The 16,886-nt window shown below is 60.8% G+C and carries 13 protein-coding genes and 1 pseudogene; 6 read left to right on the forward strand and 8 right to left on the reverse strand.

All coding sequences use genetic code 11. The features are described 5' to 3' along the window. Positions 1-43: 43 nt before the first annotated feature. From AABM54_RS12320 to AABM54_RS12350, 7 genes are all read right to left on the reverse strand, one after another. The gene (locus AABM54_RS12320) at positions 44-1,411 is read right to left on the reverse strand and encodes an MATE family efflux transporter (protein ID WP_347905895.1); all 1,368 of its coding nucleotides are present in this window, start codon (positions 1,409-1,411) and stop codon (positions 44-46) included. Positions 1,412-1,415: 4 nt separating this feature from the next. Next, positions 1,416-2,069 (reverse strand): YdcF family protein, encoded by a 654-nt coding sequence (locus AABM54_RS12325; protein ID WP_347905897.1) that lies wholly within the window; start codon positions 2,067-2,069, stop codon positions 1,416-1,418. Between the two features lie 56 nt (positions 2,070-2,125). Then, positions 2,126-2,968 (reverse strand): glycosyltransferase, encoded by an 843-nt coding sequence (locus tag AABM54_RS12330; RefSeq protein ID WP_347905899.1) that lies wholly within the window; start codon positions 2,966-2,968, stop codon positions 2,126-2,128. A 29-nt stretch (positions 2,969-2,997) separates the two neighbouring features. After that, on the reverse strand, positions 2,998-3,642 hold the full coding sequence (locus AABM54_RS12335) for an HAD family phosphatase (RefSeq protein ID WP_347905901.1): 645 nt from the start codon (positions 3,640-3,642) through the stop codon (positions 2,998-3,000). Between the two features lie 9 nt (positions 3,643-3,651). Continuing rightward, positions 3,652-5,373 (reverse strand): carbamoyltransferase C-terminal domain-containing protein, encoded by a 1,722-nt coding sequence (locus AABM54_RS12340; RefSeq protein WP_347905903.1) that lies wholly within the window; start codon positions 5,371-5,373, stop codon positions 3,652-3,654. A 173-nt stretch (positions 5,374-5,546) separates the two neighbouring features. Then, on the reverse strand, positions 5,547-7,748 hold the full coding sequence (locus AABM54_RS12345; RefSeq protein WP_347905904.1) for a glycoside hydrolase family 3 C-terminal domain-containing protein: 2,202 nt from the start codon (positions 7,746-7,748) through the stop codon (positions 5,547-5,549). 498 nt (positions 7,749-8,246) lie between these two features. After that, positions 8,247-9,194, reverse strand: a complete 948-nt coding sequence (locus AABM54_RS12350; RefSeq protein WP_347905906.1) for a DUF1853 family protein — start codon at positions 9,192-9,194, stop codon at positions 8,247-8,249. A gap of 104 nt (positions 9,195-9,298) precedes the next feature. Between AABM54_RS12350 and AABM54_RS12355 the strand changes: the two genes are divergently transcribed. From AABM54_RS12355 to pepN, 6 genes are read left to right on the forward strand one after another with little or no spacing between them, the layout of a single operon-like run. Then, positions 9,299-10,189: an NAD(+) kinase gene (locus AABM54_RS12355; protein WP_347905907.1), complete on the forward strand. Its 891-nt coding sequence runs from the start codon at positions 9,299-9,301 to the stop codon at positions 10,187-10,189. After that, positions 10,189-11,160 (forward strand): metallophosphoesterase, encoded by a 972-nt coding sequence (locus tag AABM54_RS12360; RefSeq protein WP_347905909.1) that lies wholly within the window; start codon positions 10,189-10,191, stop codon positions 11,158-11,160. Before AABM54_RS12355 ends, AABM54_RS12360 begins: the two co-directional genes overlap by 1 nt. Beyond that, entirely contained in the window at positions 11,157-12,029 is an 873-nt protein-coding gene (locus tag AABM54_RS12365) for a rhomboid family intramembrane serine protease (RefSeq protein ID WP_347905911.1), read from the forward strand. The genes AABM54_RS12360 and AABM54_RS12365 overlap by 4 nt, the downstream gene beginning before the upstream one ends. A 19-nt stretch (positions 12,030-12,048) precedes the next feature. Further along, positions 12,049-12,309: a DUF1315 family protein gene (locus AABM54_RS12370; protein WP_347905913.1), complete on the forward strand. Its 261-nt coding sequence runs from the start codon at positions 12,049-12,051 to the stop codon at positions 12,307-12,309. Beyond that, entirely contained in the window at positions 12,306-13,136 is an 831-nt protein-coding gene (locus AABM54_RS12375; protein WP_347905915.1) for a DUF2797 domain-containing protein, read from the forward strand. The genes AABM54_RS12370 and AABM54_RS12375 overlap by 4 nt, the downstream gene beginning before the upstream one ends. Positions 13,137-13,162: 26 nt before the next feature. Continuing rightward, positions 13,163-15,820 carry an aminopeptidase N gene (pepN, locus tag AABM54_RS12380; protein ID WP_347905917.1) on the forward strand — a complete coding sequence of 886 codons (2,658 nt, stop codon included), beginning with the start codon at positions 13,163-13,165 and terminating at the stop codon, positions 15,818-15,820. Between the two features lie 60 nt (positions 15,821-15,880). Here the strand turns inward: pepN and AABM54_RS12385 are convergent. Beyond that, a pseudogene (locus tag AABM54_RS12385) lies at positions 15,881-16,865 on the reverse strand (NAD(P)-dependent oxidoreductase). Positions 16,866-16,886: the final 21 nt, after the last annotated feature.

Below are 16,886 nucleotides of genomic sequence, written 5' to 3' on the forward strand. Positions count from 1 at the left end.
TGACTCCCATTGCAGGTGGTTTGAGCCCGTGCGGCTCGGTTGATCAATACTCAAGCGTGACGTCCAGCCTGGCCTGGTGGGCATGCTGCTTCCATTGGCCGCTGCGCCATCGGCGGTACATCAGCAGGCCGCGGCACCATTCGTCCAGGGTCATGGCGATCCAGATGCCGATCAGCCCCAGTTCAAAGTGTGCGGCGAGTGTCCAGCCGCCGAGCACCATGATTCCCCAGATGGAGAGGGGCGCGACCAAGAGGATGTAGCGAATATCCCCGGTGGCCCTCAAGGCATTGACCACGACAAAGTTCAGGACCCTGCCGGGCTCTAGAATGAGCCCGATGAGCATCAGTTTGGCGCCGGTGGAAATGATCTCGGGGTTGTCGGTGAACAGGGCGAGCAGGAAAGGCGTGGCACACGCCACGGTAATGGACATGGGCACCGCAATCATCAGGCCGATTTTCAGGCTTCGGTGCAATTGTCGGTTGGCCGCCTCGATGTCCCCGGCGCCGATCATGTGCCCGACGATAATCTCCGTGGCCAGGCCGATGGCGATGCTGTAGACCATCACCATCAAGACGATCTGAATCGTGTAGGTCAGGGTCGCCAGGGTGTTGCCACCCAGGCTGGCGCACAGGGCGGTGATGGTCATGTAGCCCAGGAACCAGCAAATGCCTTCGCCTGCCGCTGGCAGCCCCAACTGGAGAATGCGTTTGAAGGTGCGCGGGTCGAAGCTGACGATGTGCTTGAACTCAAAGACGAAGCCGGTATGGCGTTTCACCAGAAACCACAGGATGCAGCAGGCAATGATCCGGCTGACCACCGTGGAGATGGACACACCCAACACCCCGAGTTCGGGAAGGCCGAAGTGCCCGTACAGCAGCAGGTAGTTGCCGCCCAGGGTCAGGATGTTCTGCGCAAGTGCCACGATCATGGGGGCCTTGGTATGCCCGTTGGCGCGAAGAATCGCACACAGGCATTGCATCTGCGCCTCGATGAAGAGCGTGCCGCCCACCAGCATCAAGAACGGATAGGCCAGTTCGCGCAAATCGAAGGTCAGGTGCAAGGCCGCGAATATGTCGCCCGGAAACAGCAACACCAAGGCGCTGATGATCAGGCCCAGCCACGTGCAGGCCGTCATCGCATTCCTGGCGATCCGGTTCGCCCCGGCAGGGTCATTGGCGCCCAGGTGGTGGGTGGTCAGGATGCTCGAACCAATGGCCAGCGGCCCGAACAGCAGAATGGCCAGCACATTGATCTGATTGGTCGATCCCACCGCCGCAACGGCCTGGTCCGAGATATGGCTGATCATGAAGGTATCGATCAGCCCGACGGACAAGCGCAGCAGTTGCTCGATCAGGATCGGCCAGGCCAGGTGCAAGGCACCTCGGCTCATGACTGAGGAGGGGGCGCTCATCGCATCATTCTTGCGCGGCCTTGATCAAATGGCCGCTGAAACCCTGCTTGACCAGATACTCCCACGCATTGAGAACCGACTCTGGCAGGGCATGTTCGGCCTGGAAGCCGAGCTTTGGGTATTCGATGATCCGCTGTATATCCCCGACCATTTCCTCGATCAAACCGTACAGACCGACGATGTTGGAGACATCGGCCGGGAACCGGATGTCCGGTGCGTCCAGGGACGCCTGGAGTTCGGGCCAGACTTTTTTCACGACCAGGCCAAGGCGCAAAATGGCATTGGGTTTGGTCAGGACGATGGCGCTGTTCAACTCACCGAACAGCGCTTTGGTAAAGGCAATGTTCTCACCGAAATTGGTGGCCTTGTCCTCGACAAAAATGGCGCTGGCAGGCACACCCGACTCGAGGGCCAGGCGCCGGAAAACGTGGGACTCGGGGTCTTCCCAGAGGTGGTGAGTCCAGTTGCCCTTGTTGCCAGTGAAGATGATCACGGGCGCCAGGCCTTGCTTGTACAGCGCGCAGGCGTGTTCTCCCACCCTCAGGTCATAAGAACAACAAACGATGATCGCGTCGCTGGGCGTGTGTTGACGGCCTGAAGACATGTAGTCCCAGAGCTGGGTGGCGCATTGCAGGGTGCGTGTCGGCTTTTCGCTCATCGTAGGTCCGTTTACGTGGTCGTGGTTGAGGCGGCGTGCAGCTGTTGATCCGGGATTCAGGCGGACATCAGGTTAAGGTTTTCCCAGCCTTTTTCGCCGCGCTCCAGAATCACCGGGTCCTTGTGCTTGGCGTACATGTATTCCAGGTTTCGCAAGCCACTGTCGGTGTTTTCGGTTTCGTTCTTGGGATGGGGATAGTGAATCCCGCAGGCGTTTCGGCACAGTTTGAAGGCAATGCCCTGCTTGTATAGCCGATAGGCCAGCTCATCGTCTTCACAGCCCCAGGACTCGAAGCGGTTATCGAACAACCCGACGTCCAGCAGCACCTGGCGTTTGACCGAGGTATGGCACCCCCAGAACAGGGCCCACGGGGCGGGCATCCGGTTCATGTCATCGGCAAAGTGGCTGTACACCTCTTCGCGGATGTCCAGGTGGATTTTCTGACGCTCGAAAGTGCGCAACGTGCCTTCCAGGTCCTGTAGGTCAATGGCCTGGATCAGTTGCCGGGCCGTGGCGTCGTGCTGTTGGAACGCGTAGGTGTAGGCATTGACGGCGATGTCATGGGTGGTGCTTTCATGGGCGGCCTGATGGCAGCGCAACGCATCCTTGTGCAGCAGAATGCCGGTGTCGATGCCCACGCAGATCTCATGTTTGCTGGAGGCAATGCCCAGGTTGCGTGCGGCGGCGGCCCTGAACCCGAGATCGTCCTGATAGATGTACTTGATGTCCTGGAACGGCCGGTGGCTGTCGACCACTGCCCGGGTGTCATCGGTTGACCCGTCATCGACCACGATGACGTCGTATTGGTCTTTGGCCAGCGTCTGCTTGCGCAGTGCGTCCAGCGTGAAATCCAGCAGTTGCCGCCGATTGTAGGTCGGAATAATGACACTGATTTTCATGATGTTCGGGCGCCTCCCTGGCAGATTTTTCAATCGTTATGCAGCGTCAGTGTTTCAAAGGTGTCAATGATCTGGCTGGCACCGTGACTGATCAGCTCTTGCCCGAGGCTGGCTGTTTTCGCGTAGCCATAGGTGTAACAGCGGGCCGCCACCGCCGATTTTACGCCGGAGATCGAGTCTTCGATGGCCGTCGCATGCTCGACATTCAAGGCGTTTTTGGCCTGGACATACGGATCGCCCGCCGGCTTGCCATGTTTGACGTCACTGCGGGTGATGATCACGTCGAACATCGACGTGAGGTCATGGATGTTCAGGACATGCTCGACCCGTTCCCGCCAACTGCTGGTCACCAGCCCCAACGGCATGGCCTGGGCCTTGCTCTGTGTCATCAACTCCTGCATGCCGACGTTCAGTGGTGAGAAAGCGTCCTTCTCAAGTTCGAACACCCGTTGATACAGCTGTTGCCGGTGGTGCGGGGCCAGGTCGGAAAACAGCCGGAGCAGGGTCTGTGGACCGGGAATGCCATGGATGTGGTCCTCTATCTGCTGGGCGTCAAGCGTGTAGCCAAACTGCTTCGCGGCCTCGGCCCATGCCCATTCGATCGCTTCCCGTGAGTCGATCAGCACACCGTCCATGTCGAGCAGCAGGGCTGTTTTCTTCGCTGGCGTTGGCATGACGCCTCCTTACTTTCGTTTCACGACGAGCTGGTCGTTGATGAACAGGGCTTCGACGATCCCGTCATGCACCGTGGTGGCGGCTTCCTGCGGGGTGTTGATGATCGGTTCTTCATGGCGGTTGTACGACGTATTGATCAAGGACGGTTCACCGGTCAACTGAAACCACTTGTTCAGCAGTTCATAAAGGAACGGGTCGGCTTTTTCGGAGATGATTTGCGGCCGGGCAGTGCCGTCCACGTGTACCACGGCAGGGCACATTTCTTTCATCAGGTCGGTGCAGTCATAGGTCATGGTCATGCTGTGCGCCGCACGGTCATCGACAGACCATTGGTTGTAGCAGAGGTGGGCCAGGTTTTCCGGGGTGATGGGGGCAAACGGCATGAACTCGGTTCGGTTCAACCGCTTGTTCAACCAGTCATTGATGGTTTTATCGCGTGCATGAAAGATGATCGAGCGTTTGCACAGGGCTCGCGGGCCGTACTCCATTGCGCCGCGCACCACGCCGATGATTTTGCTCTGGCCGATCAGGTCGATCATTTCGTCCTGAATGTTTGCACCGTAGACATTCAAACCGTCTCTGGACAGTTCACCACCGATCATGTCCGTGTCATCGTGGTCCGGGCCCAGGGCCATGGTGTCCAGGTTGGGGCTCAACCGGTACTTTTTCGCCGAAGCCGCGACGGCAGCGGCCAGCGCCAGGCCGCCATCGCCCATGCAGGGCAGCACGTAGACGGTGTTGACACCCGGGAGCTCGCGTATGCGCTGATTGAGTTTCACATTGCCGAAGACACCCCCGGCCAGGCATACGTTGCGCGGACGGTCCACTTCAATATGGTTGGAAACGATGGCGGTAATCAGGTCTTCGAGGTGTTTCTGTGCGGCGGCGGCAATGTCTTCCGGGCGGTACTTGGCGACTTCCAGCCGCAGCTCCTCGGAGAATTCATCGTAATAAGGTTGAAACCACGGCCCGCAGTTGGCGCGCAGCCTGCCGTTTTCCAGGCCGATCATTTTCTGCATCAGGGGCATGCAGGTTTCAGGGTTGCCTTTTGCCGCCAGGCCCGTGACTTTGCCTTCATGGCGGTTGGGCAGGTAGCCCAGGAGTTTGGTGATGCGCCCGTAAAAGTAACCGAGGCTGTCGGTCGAGGTTTCGCGTTGCAACACCTGTGCGTTCAGTTGGGTGTAGTCCGTGACGGTGAGGGACTGGAAGTCCCCCCGGCCATCACATGTCACCACCAGGGCATCATCGAACCCGGAGCAGATGTATGCGCCCAGTGCGTGGGTTTCATGGTGGTCGAGCATGTGGGTCGAGCCACTGAAGCCGCTGGTAGTTGCAAAATCGACAAACTCGGTGCGTGCACCTTTGTCGTTTTTTATTTCATTGTGAATGCGCTCGTTTATGCAGTTCCAAGTGACAGTATCGTTGCTGTCAACTTCACGCAGGCGTTCGGTATATAAGTTCAAGTGCAGTTCGGGGTTGAACCCCGCCGACCATCCATAAGCCAGGTCTGTCACTTCGTGGATACTCAGGTTGGCGGCTTTGAGTACATGTTCGATGGACTTGTGCGGCCATCCCTTATGCCCCTTGATTCGACTGAAACGTTCTTCTTGTACGGCCGCGATGATTTTGCCGTTAATAATCAGGCAGGCGCTGGAGTCATCGTTATTGGTGACGCCAAGGATCGCGTGAGTGTTCGGGCGAGCGGTGACAGTATCCAGAGTTGCTTCCATACATCTCTCCACTAATTAGTTATTTTTAAACAGTGAGTGCAACGGACTGATGAACTGTTCAGGCCGTTGTCGAGTGCATCGGGTGGTGCTCGGCACGTTGCGTGATGAGCATGGGCATCTGTTACGAACGGGGGGATTGACCCTGCGGCGGCTCCCCCGTCCTCGCGCTCTGCCTAAGGGGCCAGGCGTTGCTCTTTCAGTTCTATCTGGGTCGACAGCGGGTGCTCCAGGGCATTGATGCCGGCACTGATGCGGTACTGGCCGGGGCGGATGTGCCAGCCGCTGTTCGTCGAGTCGAATCGGGCCAGCAGGCGCGGATCGACAGTCACGGACACCTGGCCTGTTTCGCCGGGGGCCAGGGTGATGCGTTGCCATCCCGCCAGGCGCGCGGGGACGCCTTCAAGCCCCTTGACGTAAAACTGCGGGGTGTCGGTCCCGGCGCGGCCGCCGTGGTTGGTCACCGCCATGCGGATCACCAGTCGAGCGTCTTCGTCGACGCTGGCGTGGAGCTGGTCGTAGCTGAAACGGGTATAGGACAGCCCGTGACCAAAGGGGAACAGCGGCGTCTTGCCTTCACGGGCGAACCACTTGTAGCCCACGTCCGCGCCTTCTATGTCGTAGCTCACATCAAACAGGCCCCGGCGCGGTTCGCCCGGGTTGGACGTGGTGGTCGCCGGGTCCTGCATCAGCGGGCGTGGCAACTGTTGCTCGTCCTGGGGGAAGGTCATGGGCAGGCGCCCGGACGGATTGACCCGGCCAAACAAAACGCCGGCAATCGCCTGGCCGCCCCTGGAACCGGAATACCAGGCCTCGACCACCGCTGGCACCTGCTTGAGCCACGGCATCTTCACTGGCCCGCCGGTTTCCAGTACCACCACGGTCCTGGGGTTTGCGGCGGCAATCGCTTGAATCAGTCGTTCCTGATCGTTGGGCAGGCTCAGGTCGCGGGCGTCGATGGCCTCGGCCATCCACTGTTCGGCAAACAGGATGACCGCATCGGCCGTACCGGCCAGTTGCGTGGCTTTCGCCAGGTCCGAACCGTCGTTGTAGACGATTTCAGCCTTGCCGGCGTGCGCGCGAATCGCGTCCAGCGGCGAGGAGGGGTGATAAATGATCGTGTCGATAAACGGATTGTTTTTGACCGGCGAGGGTACCCGCAGGCTGCCCACGGGAATGACCTGGCTGGAGCCGCCGCCCGACAGCACGCCTTTGTCGGCATGGCGGCCGATCACCACAATGCGCTTGAGGTTCTTGGCCAGGGGCAATTGGTTGTGGTCGTTCTTGAGCAGCACGATGCCTTGCTCGGCAATTCTCTGGGCGACGCGAGCATGGCTGTCGAAGTCGACGCCGGCAACGGTCGCCGGGTTGTCCAGGCTGCCCACGGCGAACAGGCTGCGCAGGATGCGACTGACCATGTCATCGAGCCGGGCCTGCGATACGGCACCGTCGGTCACGGCTTTTTTCAGCGGCGCGCCGAAGAAGACCTCGGGGTCCAGGTTCTCGCCCGACTGTTGGTCCAGCCCGGCCAACACGGCTTTTTCCGTGGAGTGGGTGGCGCCCCAGTCGGACATGACCCAGCCTGGGTAATTCCAGTCGCCTTTCAATACCTGGTTGATCAGGAAATCGTTTTCTTCGGCGTACACACCGTTGATGCGGTTGTAGCCGGTCATCACCGCGCCAGGCTTGCCCGTTTCGATGGCCAGTTGAAATGCCAGCAGGTCCGACTCACGGGCCGCAGCTTCCTGAAGGTTGGAACTGACCATGACTTTGCCGGTTTCCTGGGCATTCAGCGCAAAGTGCTTGATGGTTGACACCACATTGCGGCTTTGAATGCCCGCGATGCTCTGGCCGGCCAGGGTGCCTGCCAGCAGCGGGTCTTCGCCCAGGTACTCGAAGTTACGGCCGTTGCGCGGCTCGCGGGTGAGGTTCACACCGCCGGCGAGCATCACTGCGAAGCCTTTGGCGTGCGCTTCCTGGCCGATCACCTCGCCTTGGGCCCGGGCCAGCGCAGGGTCGAATGTTGCTGCCAATGCCAGCCCTGAAGGCATGGCCGTTGCGTTGTCGCCGACACGAATGCCGCTGGGGTTGGCGACGCCCAGGCTCGCGTCGCTGATGTGCAGGGCCGGCAGGTTGAGGCGGGAGATCCCGGGCCAGTAGGCCGCGGTCCCCAGCGCGCCCGGCGGTATGGGGGTGCCCCTGACCGGCAGCCCGAAAGGCAGGTGCAGCAGCGAGATTTTTTCGTCCAGGGTCATGGACTGGGTCAGCGCCGTGGCGCGCTGTTGCGGCGTGCCTTCAGCGGGTTGACCGGCCGCCATGGCAGGCGTGGCGCTGAGCAGTGAGAGCGAAAGAAGGTAGCATCCGGCTTTAATGATCATCGACGTTTTCCTGGAGACGGGCCCTGTGGAAAGTCCGGGCCATGCGTCTTCTAAAGCTTGTCTGATATTAAGTAGGGGTCTGACGCATAGGTCTTTGTATACAGTGCGTCATCAATAGGCATCTGCTGTTATTAGAGGTGGCGAGCGAACTTTTCTTGAGCGTGCAGTTATCAATGGCGCTCGTCGCATTCGTATATAGCGGATCCGAATATGTAGGAAGGCAGATTCTGTGACACCTACCAGATTTGGTAGGTGTTATTTTTTTGAAGTCATGAGCGGGTTGGGTGGTATGCAGTGCGTCAATCGCGACTTGCCCAGTATGTGCGGCATTTAAGTACTCGCTGGCCAATAACAGCCCGTCGGCAGAAGTTAAAGCGGCTTTCCATGTTCGTTTGGATACTGTTTTTGCATAACGTTATTCTTTTTTCAAATACGCCATTAACGGTAATAAATATATGGGGGTACGCCTGTGCTCAAACCGTTTGAATCTGCACCCGCTCAAACCCCCGGGACGTTCGGCCAGCGGTCAGCGACCAGAAACAACCGTTCGGCCTCTTCCCAGTTCCCGGAAGGGGTTTGCACCAGGCGCACCAGTAATTGCGCCGGAGCATCGACGGCCAGTGCGTCAAGCCATTGCGCCAGTTGTGCTTCGTCCCACGTGTGCTCGGGGGAGTAGTGCGCCGGGGCAAGCCAGGCGTGGCGTGGCAGGGGTTGCCAGAGGCCGGGCGGGCTCTGGGCGATGAAGGCAGGCCAGTCGCGCTGATGCAGCCAGCGCCCGTGCAAGTGTTGCGGGTGGGCGCCGAGGGGCGGCGAGGCCTTGCCGGGCCAGGGGTAGAGCAGGTATCCGCCGAGCCACAGGTGTGCGCTGAAGTGTTGAATGTCCAGGGCGCCGAGCATTTCCAGGCTTTCGGCCCGGGCGGAGATCGGCAGTTGGTGCTCGCTCAGGTGGGCCAGCTTGCGGTCAAGCCGGTCATGGCAACCGGGTCCCAACCACTGCTCGGTGTGCTGGCCATTGCCGTTTTGCGGTCCGAGGTACAGTTTGATGGCCAGTTCCAGGTGGTGGACTCCGTCACGATCACGCAGCAGCATGTCCAGTTCGCCCAGGGTATGTCCGCCGCGCCGGATCGGCAGGTTGGCCGCCAGTAGCTGCACGCCTGGCGCGTGCTGTACCGCAAATTGCCACAAGCGTTCGTAATAGAGGCCCAGGCGATGGGTTCTGCCCAATTGCAGCCAGTGCTGCAAGGTGTGACTGTCCTGGTCCAGTTGCCGGAGCCAATGCGCCAACAGCTCGGGTGCCTGCACCCAGTCGCTGCCGGCCAGCGGGTGGCGCTGTGGCCAGGGCGTCTGGTCGAGCATGGGTGGGGCGAGAATGACCCACGCGAGATCGCGCACGGGCGGCTGGCGCAACTGACGCGGCAGGTCGAGCAAGTCGGGGAACAGGATCATGTTGCGAGCATAGCGCCTAACGTCGTGGCTGAAAGGATTTTGTCTACGGCCCGCTTTCGCCCATAATCGTGGTTTTCGCCGTCGCAGACCCTCGCAGGAGCCCCATGGAGCAATTTCGTAATATCGGCATCATCGGTCGCCTGGGCAGTTCGCAGGTGCTGGATACCGTTCGCCGACTGAAACGATTCCTGCTGGACCGTCATTTGCACGTGATTCTCGAGGACACCATCGCCGAAGTCCTGCCGGGCCACGGCTTGCAAACCTCGTCGCGCAAGATGCTCGGTGAAGTCTGTGACATGGTCATCGTCGTGGGCGGTGACGGCAGCCTGCTCGGCGCGGCTCGGGCCCTGGCGCGGCACAACGTCCCGGTGCTGGGGATCAACCGTGGCAACCTGGGTTTTCTGACCGACATCCGCCCGGATGAACTGGAAGTCAAAGTCGCCGAAGTGCTCGACGGGCATTATCTGGTCGAGAACCGCTTCCTGCTGCAAGCCGAAGTCCGTCGCCACGCCGAGGCCATTGGCCAGGGCGATGCACTCAACGACGTGGTGCTGCACCCCGGCAAGTCGACGCGGATGATCGAGTTCGAGTTGTACATCGACGGCCAGTTCGTGTGCAGCCAGAAGGCCGACGGCCTGATCGTCGCCACGCCCACCGGTTCGACCGCCTACGCGCTGTCGGCGGGCGGGCCGATCATGCATCCCAAGCTCGATGCCATTGTGATTGTGCCGATGTACCCCCATACCTTGTCAGGAAGGCCCATCGTGGTCGATGGCAACAGCGAGTTGAAAATCGTCGTGTCCAAGGATATGCAGATCTACCCGCAAGTCTCCTGTGACGGGCAGAACCATTTCACCTGCGCGCCGGGTGACACCATCACTGTCAGCAAGAAGGCGCAGAAACTGCGGCTGATTCATCCGCTGGACCACAACTATTACGAAGTCTGCCGGACCAAGCTTGGCTGGGGCAGCCGGTTGGGGGGTGGAGGCGACTGATGCTCGATCCCGCGCGTAGCTACGACCTGATCGGTGACGTGCACGGTTGCGCTCATACCCTTGAGCATCTGCTTGACCGACTCGGGTACCACAAGGTGGCAGGCGTCTGGCGCCATCCATCCCGCATGGCCGTGTTTCTCGGCGACATCATTGACCGCGGCCCGCGGATTCGCGAGGCGCTGCACATCGTTCACGACATGGTCGAGGCCGGTCAGGCGCTGTGCATCATGGGCAACCATGAGTTCAACGCCCTGGGCTGGAGCACCCCGGCACCGCCCGGCAGCGGCAAGCAGTACGTGCGCGATCACACGCCACGCCACGCCCGGCTGATCGACGAGACCCTGACCCAATTTGCGCACCATCCGGCGGACTGGCACGACTTTCTCGCGTGGTTCTACGAGATGCCGCTGTTCGTCGATGCCGGTCGTTTCCGGGTGGTGCATGCGTGCTGGGACGGTGGCTTGATCGACGTGTTGCGTGGCCAGCACCCCGATGGCTGCGTCGATGAACACTTCCTCCAGGCTGCCGCCGTGTCCGGCAGTTTCGCCTGCATGGCGTTCGACCGCTTGCTGCGCGGCACCGACATGCGCCTGCCGCACGGGTTGACCATGACCAGCGGCGACGGTCTGACGCGTTCGTTCTTCCGCACCAAGTTCTGGGAAGACAACCCGCAAACCTACGGCGACATCGTGTTCCAGCCCGACGCCTTGCCTGAGCCGGTCGCCCGCACGCCACTGTCCTCGGTGGAGAAAGACACCTTGCTGCGCTACGGCGTCGACGAACCCTTGCTGTTCGTCGGGCATTACTGGCGCAGTGGCAAACCGGCGCCGATCCGGCCGAACCTGGCATGCCTGGATTACAGCGCCGTGCTTTACGGCAAACTGGTCGCGTATCGACTGGATCAGGAAACCCGTCTCGACCCCCGTAAATTTGTCTGGGTCGATGTCGAGCGGCCGGAGGGGGTGCAATGAGTGCAGTCGCGGTATTACGCCTGCCGCTGGCGGTGGACTTGAGCGGGTTCGTCCAGTTGCTGCAACGCATGCAAGTGCCCCATCGCGTCAGCGAAGAGGCGGGCGAACAGGTGCTCTGGGTGCCGGACTCGATCAGCGAAGATGTGCGCTCCTTGTACGAACGCTTTCCGGCCGGCGATCCCGAGCAGCAGTTGGACATTCCGGCGATGCAAGTGCCAATGCAGCGCCCGGGCTTTGTCGAGCAATTGCGTCATAGCCCGATGACGGCGCTGGTGTTGCTGCTGAGTGTGATTGTCGGCGCGGTGACGCTGCTCGGTGACAACCTCGACACGATGCGCTGGCTGACCTTTCTTGAGTTTCGCATCGCGGGCGAGTACATCCAGTTCACGCCATTGGCCGACAGCCTGGCGGCGGGGCAGTGGTGGCGGCTGATCACACCGATGCTGATCCACTTCGGCTTCCTGCACCTGGCCATGAACGGCATGTGGTACTGGGAACTGGGGCGGCGCATCGAGTTGCGTCAGGGCAGCATCAACCTGTTGGGTTTGACGTTGCTGTTCAGCCTGGTGTCGAACTACGCCCAGTACTATTACGGCGGCCCGGGTTTGTTCGGCGGCCTGTCGGGCGTGCTGTATGGCCTGCTCGGGCATTGCTGGATCTATCAACTGCTGTCGCCGAACCCGGCCTATCGCCTGCCTCGCGGGGTACTGGTGATGATGCTGGTGTGGCTGCTGCTGTGCCTGTCGGGGCTGGTCTCGATGATCGGTTTCGGCGAAATCGCCAATGCGGCGCACGTCGGCGGGCTGCTCGTCGGATGCCTTACCGGTTTGTTGGGTGGCGTCTACAGCCGCCGTAAACTGGCCGTCTAAATTTTTGTGTGGAGACGTCATGTCCTCGTTTAGTGAAATGATCAACAACATCACCCCCGAGATCTACCAGAGCCTGAAACTGGCGGTCGAGATCGGCAAGTGGTCCGACGGTGGCAAGCTCACCGCCGAACAGCGTGAACTGTCGCTGCAAGCGATGATCGCCTGGGAGATGCAGAACCTGCCCGAGGAAGAGCGCACCGGTTACATGGGGCCGCAGGAATGCAGCTCCAAGTCGATCGAAGTGCCGAATATCCTGTTCAAGTCGGATGCCATCCATTGATCGAGATTGGCCGTGGTGCAATCAGCAAGATGTCGGCGCGCCTCGACGCGTCGGCCGTGCAGTACGCGTTTCGCCTGGACGACACCGAGGTGCCGGTCAATCCCCTGATCGGCAGCACCGTGCGCCTGGAATACCTGGGGGCGATTCACTGTACCCATTGCGGACGCAAGACCAAAACCAGTTTCAGCCAGGGTTACTGCTACCCGTGCATGACCAAACTGGCGCAGTGCGACCTCTGCATCATGAGCCCGGAGCGCTGCCATTTCGACGCCGGCACCTGCCGTGATCCGGCCTGGGGCGAGCAGTTCTGCATGACCGATCATGTGGTCTATCTGGCCAACTCGTCGGGGGTCAAGGTCGGGATTACCCGCGCCACCCAGTTGCCGACGCGCTGGCTCGACCAGGGCGCGAGCCAGGCGTTGCCGATCATGCGGGTCTCGACCCGTCAGCAGTCGGGTTTCGTCGAAGACCTGTTTCGCAGTCAGGTGGCCGATAAAACCAACTGGCGCGCGTTGCTCAAGGGCGATGCGGTCGCGGTGGACCTGGCTCAGGTTCGCGATCAGTTGTTCGCCAGTTGCGCCGAAGGCCTGCAAGGGTTGCAGGAACGCTTCGGGCTGCAAGCCATTCAACCGGTCAGCGACATCGAGCCGATTGAAATCCGTTACCCGGTCGAGCAGTACCCGGCCAAGATTGTCAGCTTCAACCTGGACAAGAACCCGATTGCCGAAGGCACGCTGATGGGGATCAAGGGCCAGTACCTGATCTTCGACACTGGTGTCATCAATATTCGTAAATACACGGCTTACCAACTCGCCGTGCATCACTAGGCGTGCCCCAGTAGAAGGACTCCCGCATGCGCACCGAACAACCGAAGATGATTTACCTGAAGGACTATCAGGCCCCCGAATACCTGATCGACGAGACGCACCTGACCTTCGAGTTGTTCGAGGACCACAGCCTGGTCCATGCGCAACTGGTGATGCGCCGCAATCCGGCCCGTGGCGCGGGTTTGCCGCCGCTGGTGCTCGATGGCCAGCAGTTGGAGTTGCTGTCGGTGAAACTGGCGGACGCCGAACTGGGCACCGCTGACTATCAAGTGACTGACAGCCACCTGACCCTGCACCCGACCCGCGAACACTTCACGGTCGATACCAGCGTCAAGATTCACCCGGAAACCAATACCGCCCTTGAAGGGCTGTACAAATCCGGCGGCATGTACTGCACCCAGTGCGAGGCCGAAGGTTTCCGCAAGATCACCTATTACCTCGATCGCCCGGACGTGATGAGCGTCTTCACCACCACGGTCATTGCCGAGCAGCATCGTTACCCGGTGCTGTTGTCCAACGGCAACCCGGTGGGCAGCGGCCCGCAGGACGATGGCCGTCACTGGGCAACCTGGGAAGACCCGTTCATGAAACCGGCGTACCTGTTTGCGCTGGTGGCGGGTGACTTGTGGTGCGTCGAGGACGCCTTCACCACCATGACCGAGCGCTCGGTGGCGCTGCGCATTTACGTCGAGCCGGAAAACATCGACAAATGCCAGCACGCCATGAACAGCCTGAAGAAGTCCATGCGCTGGGACGAAGAAGTCTACGGTCGCGAGTACGACCTGGACATCTTCATGATCGTGGCGGTCAACGACTTCAACATGGGCGCCATGGAGAACAAGGGCCTCAACATCTTCAACTCCAGCGCCGTGCTGGCCCGCGCCGAAACCGCGACCGACGCCGCGCACCAGCGTGTCGAAGCCATCGTGGCCCACGAATACTTCCACAACTGGTCGGGCAACCGCGTGACCTGCCGCGACTGGTTCCAGCTGTCGCTCAAGGAAGGCTTCACGGTGTTCCGCGATTCGGTCTTCTCCGCCGACATGAACTCGGCCACGGTCAAGCGCATCCAGGACGTGGCCTACCTGCGCACGCACCAGTTCGCCGAAGACGCCGGCCCCATGGCCCACGCCGTGCGCCCGGACAGCTTTATCGAAATCTCCAACTTCTACACCCTGACGGTCTACGAAAAGGGTTCGGAAGTGGTGCGCATGATCCACACCTTGCTGGGGGGCGACGGTTTCCGTAAGGGCAGCGACCTGTATTTCGAGCGCCACGACGGCCAGGCCGTGACCTGTGACGACTTTATCAAGGCCATGGAAGACGCCAATGGTGTTGACCTGACCCAGTTCAAGCGCTGGTACAGCCAGGCGGGCACGCCGCGTTTGGCGGTCAGCGAGTCTTATGATGCTGCTGCGCAAACCTACAGCTTGACGTTCCGTCAGAGCTGCCCGCAAACCCCGGACAAAGTTGAAAAGCTGCCGTTCGTGATTCCGGTCGAACTGGGTCTGCTGGACCGTAACGGTGCGCCGCTGGCCCTGCGCCTGGCCGGTGAAGCGACGGCTGGCGAAACGTCCCGCGTGTTGTCGGTGACCGAAGCCGAGCAGACCTTCACGTTCGTCGATGTCGCTGAGCAACCGTTGCCATCCTTGCTGCGTGGCTTCTCGGCGCCGGTGAAACTGAGCTTCCCGTACAGCCGCGATCAGTTGATGTTCCTGATGCAGCACGACAGCGACGGGTTCAACCGTTGGGATGCCGGCCAGCAGTTGTCGGTGCAGGTGTTGCAGGAACTCATCACCCAGCACCAGCAAGGCGCCCCGTTGGTGCTCGATCAGCGTCTGGTCAGTGCCTTGCGCACCGTGTTGGCGGACGACACCCTGGATCAGGCCATGGTCGCGGAAATGCTCTCGCTGCCAAGCGAAGCCTACCTCACCGAAATCAGTGAAGTGGCGGATGTCGAGGCGATTCATAGCGCCCGAGAGTTTGCGCGCAAGCAACTGGCCGAGCACCTGTTCGACGCCTTGTGGCAGCGTTATCAGGCCAACCGCGAGTTGTCGAAGAAAACCGCTTACGTTGCCGAAGCCGAGCACTTTGCCCGGCGTGGCCTGCAAAACATCGCACTGTCGTACCTGATGCTCAGCGGCAAACCTGACGTGCTGGCGGCGACGCTGGAGCAGTTCGAGACGTGCGACAACATGACCGAGCGCTTGACGGCGCTCGCGGTGTTGGTGAACTCGCCGTTCGAGGCCGAAAAAGCCACCGCGCTGGCCAGTTTTGCCGAGCACTTCAAGGACAACCCGCTGGTCATGGACCAATGGTTCAGTGTGCAGGCCGGCAGCGTTCTGCCGGGTGGTCTGGCACGGGTCAAGGCGCTGATGCAGCACCCGGCGTTCAACATCAAGAACCCGAACAAGGTGCGGGCACTGATCGGTGCGTTTGCCGGGCAGAACCTGATCAACTTCCATGCCGCTGACGGTTCGGGCTACCGCTTCCTGGCGGACCTGGTGATCGAGTTGAACGCCTTGAACCCGCAGATCGCTTCGCGCCAATTGGCGCCGTTGACCCGCTGGCGTAAGTACGACGATGCGCGTCAGGCCCTGATGAAGACAGAGCTTGAGCGCATTCGTGCCTCGGGCGAGCTGTCCAGCGATGTGTTTGAAGTGGTCAGCAAAAGCCTGGCCTGATTCGGCGCGTTACCGCGGTTTGCCAGGCAGACCGCGGTGCTGCTCGATCCTCTGGCGTGGTCAGGCTTTCGGCTGCCACGCAAGGGGATTCACCAGGTTGGCCGGGCGTTCGCCGGCCAATGCCGTCAGCAGGTTCTCTACCGCGCAGCGCGCCATGGCCTCACGGGTTTCATGGGTCGCGGAACCGATGTGCGGCGTCGCCACCACGTTGCTCAATTGCAACAGCTGCGAGTCGGCAGCCAACGGTTCACGTTCGAACACGTCCAGCCCCGCCCCGCGAATCCGGCCTTGCTGCAAGGCTTCGATCAACGCCGCCTCATCGACCACTTTGCCCCGTGAAATATTGATGAAGATGCTGTCGGACCGCATCAGGGCGAACGCCTGCGCGCCGATCAAGCCTTGGGTTTCGGTGGTCAACGGCAGCGTCAGGCAAATGAAGTCAGCTTCCTGCAACAGCTGATTCAGGCTGCGAAACTGCGCGTTGAAGCGCTGTTCCACCGCCGGCTTGGGCGAGTGGCTGTGATAAATAACCGGCATGCCAAAACCGAAGTGCCCACGTTGAGCCAGTGCCTCCCCGATCCGCCCCATGCCGATAATCCCCAGCGTCTTGCCGTGCACGTCGCTGCCGAAATGGGCCGGGCCGATGTTGCGTGTCCATTGTCCGGCACGCACCAGATTGGCCAGTTCCACTACCCGCCGTGCAGTCGCCAGGATCAACGCGAAACCGGTGTCGGCGGTGGTTTCGGTCAACACGTCCGGGGTGTTGCTGAGCAGGACCCGGCGCTCGGTCAGGTAGTCGATGTCGTAGTTGTCGACGCCCACCGACACGCTGGCGATGGCTTCAAGCCTGGGTGCGAGGTCGAGCAGCGCGGCGTCGAGTTTCAGGCTTGCACCGAGCAGGCCCCTGAGCGTGGGGCAGGGCCTGGCACAGCTGCGCCAAGCCGTCGGTATCGAGGGTTTCGATCAGCGTCACGTGGGCCTGTGCCTCAAGTCGGGCCATCAACGGCGGCGAAAGTTTCTTGTACACAACGACGTGTTTTTTCATCGGTTCGGTCTCGTTTTCAAT

The sequence above is a fragment of the Pseudomonas purpurea genome (genome assembly GCF_039908635.1).
Taxonomy (GTDB): domain Bacteria; phylum Pseudomonadota; class Gammaproteobacteria; order Pseudomonadales; family Pseudomonadaceae; genus Aquipseudomonas; species Aquipseudomonas purpurea.

Bases quoted from the DNA above. Each gene is read 5' to 3' on its own strand.
- AABM54_RS12320 (WP_347905895.1), bottom strand. From the start codon at position 1,411: ATGAGCGCCCCCTCCTCAGTCATGAGCCGAGGTGCCTTGCACCTGGCC.
- AABM54_RS12325 (WP_347905897.1), bottom strand. From the start codon at position 2,069: ATGAGCGAAAAGCCGACACGCACCCTGCAATGCGCCACCCAGCTCTGG.
- AABM54_RS12330 (WP_347905899.1), bottom strand. From the start codon at position 2,968: ATGAAAATCAGTGTCATTATTCCGACCTACAATCGGCGGCAACTGCTG.
- AABM54_RS12335 (WP_347905901.1), bottom strand. From the start codon at position 3,642: ATGCCAACGCCAGCGAAGAAAACAGCCCTGCTGCTCGACATGGACGGT.
- AABM54_RS12340 (WP_347905903.1), bottom strand. From the start codon at position 5,373: ATGGAAGCAACTCTGGATACTGTCACCGCTCGCCCGAACACTCACGCG.
- AABM54_RS12345 (WP_347905904.1), bottom strand. From the start codon at position 7,748: ATGATCATTAAAGCCGGATGCTACCTTCTTTCGCTCTCACTGCTCAGC.
- AABM54_RS12350 (WP_347905906.1), bottom strand. From the start codon at position 9,194: ATGATCCTGTTCCCCGACTTGCTCGACCTGCCGCGTCAGTTGCGCCAG.
- AABM54_RS12355 (WP_347905907.1), top strand. From the start codon at position 9,299: ATGGAGCAATTTCGTAATATCGGCATCATCGGTCGCCTGGGCAGTTCG.
- AABM54_RS12360 (WP_347905909.1), top strand. From the start codon at position 10,189: ATGCTCGATCCCGCGCGTAGCTACGACCTGATCGGTGACGTGCACGGT.
- AABM54_RS12365 (WP_347905911.1), top strand. From the start codon at position 11,157: ATGAGTGCAGTCGCGGTATTACGCCTGCCGCTGGCGGTGGACTTGAGC.
- AABM54_RS12370 (WP_347905913.1), top strand. From the start codon at position 12,049: ATGTCCTCGTTTAGTGAAATGATCAACAACATCACCCCCGAGATCTAC.
- pepN (WP_347905917.1), top strand. From the start codon at position 13,163: ATGCGCACCGAACAACCGAAGATGATTTACCTGAAGGACTATCAGGCC.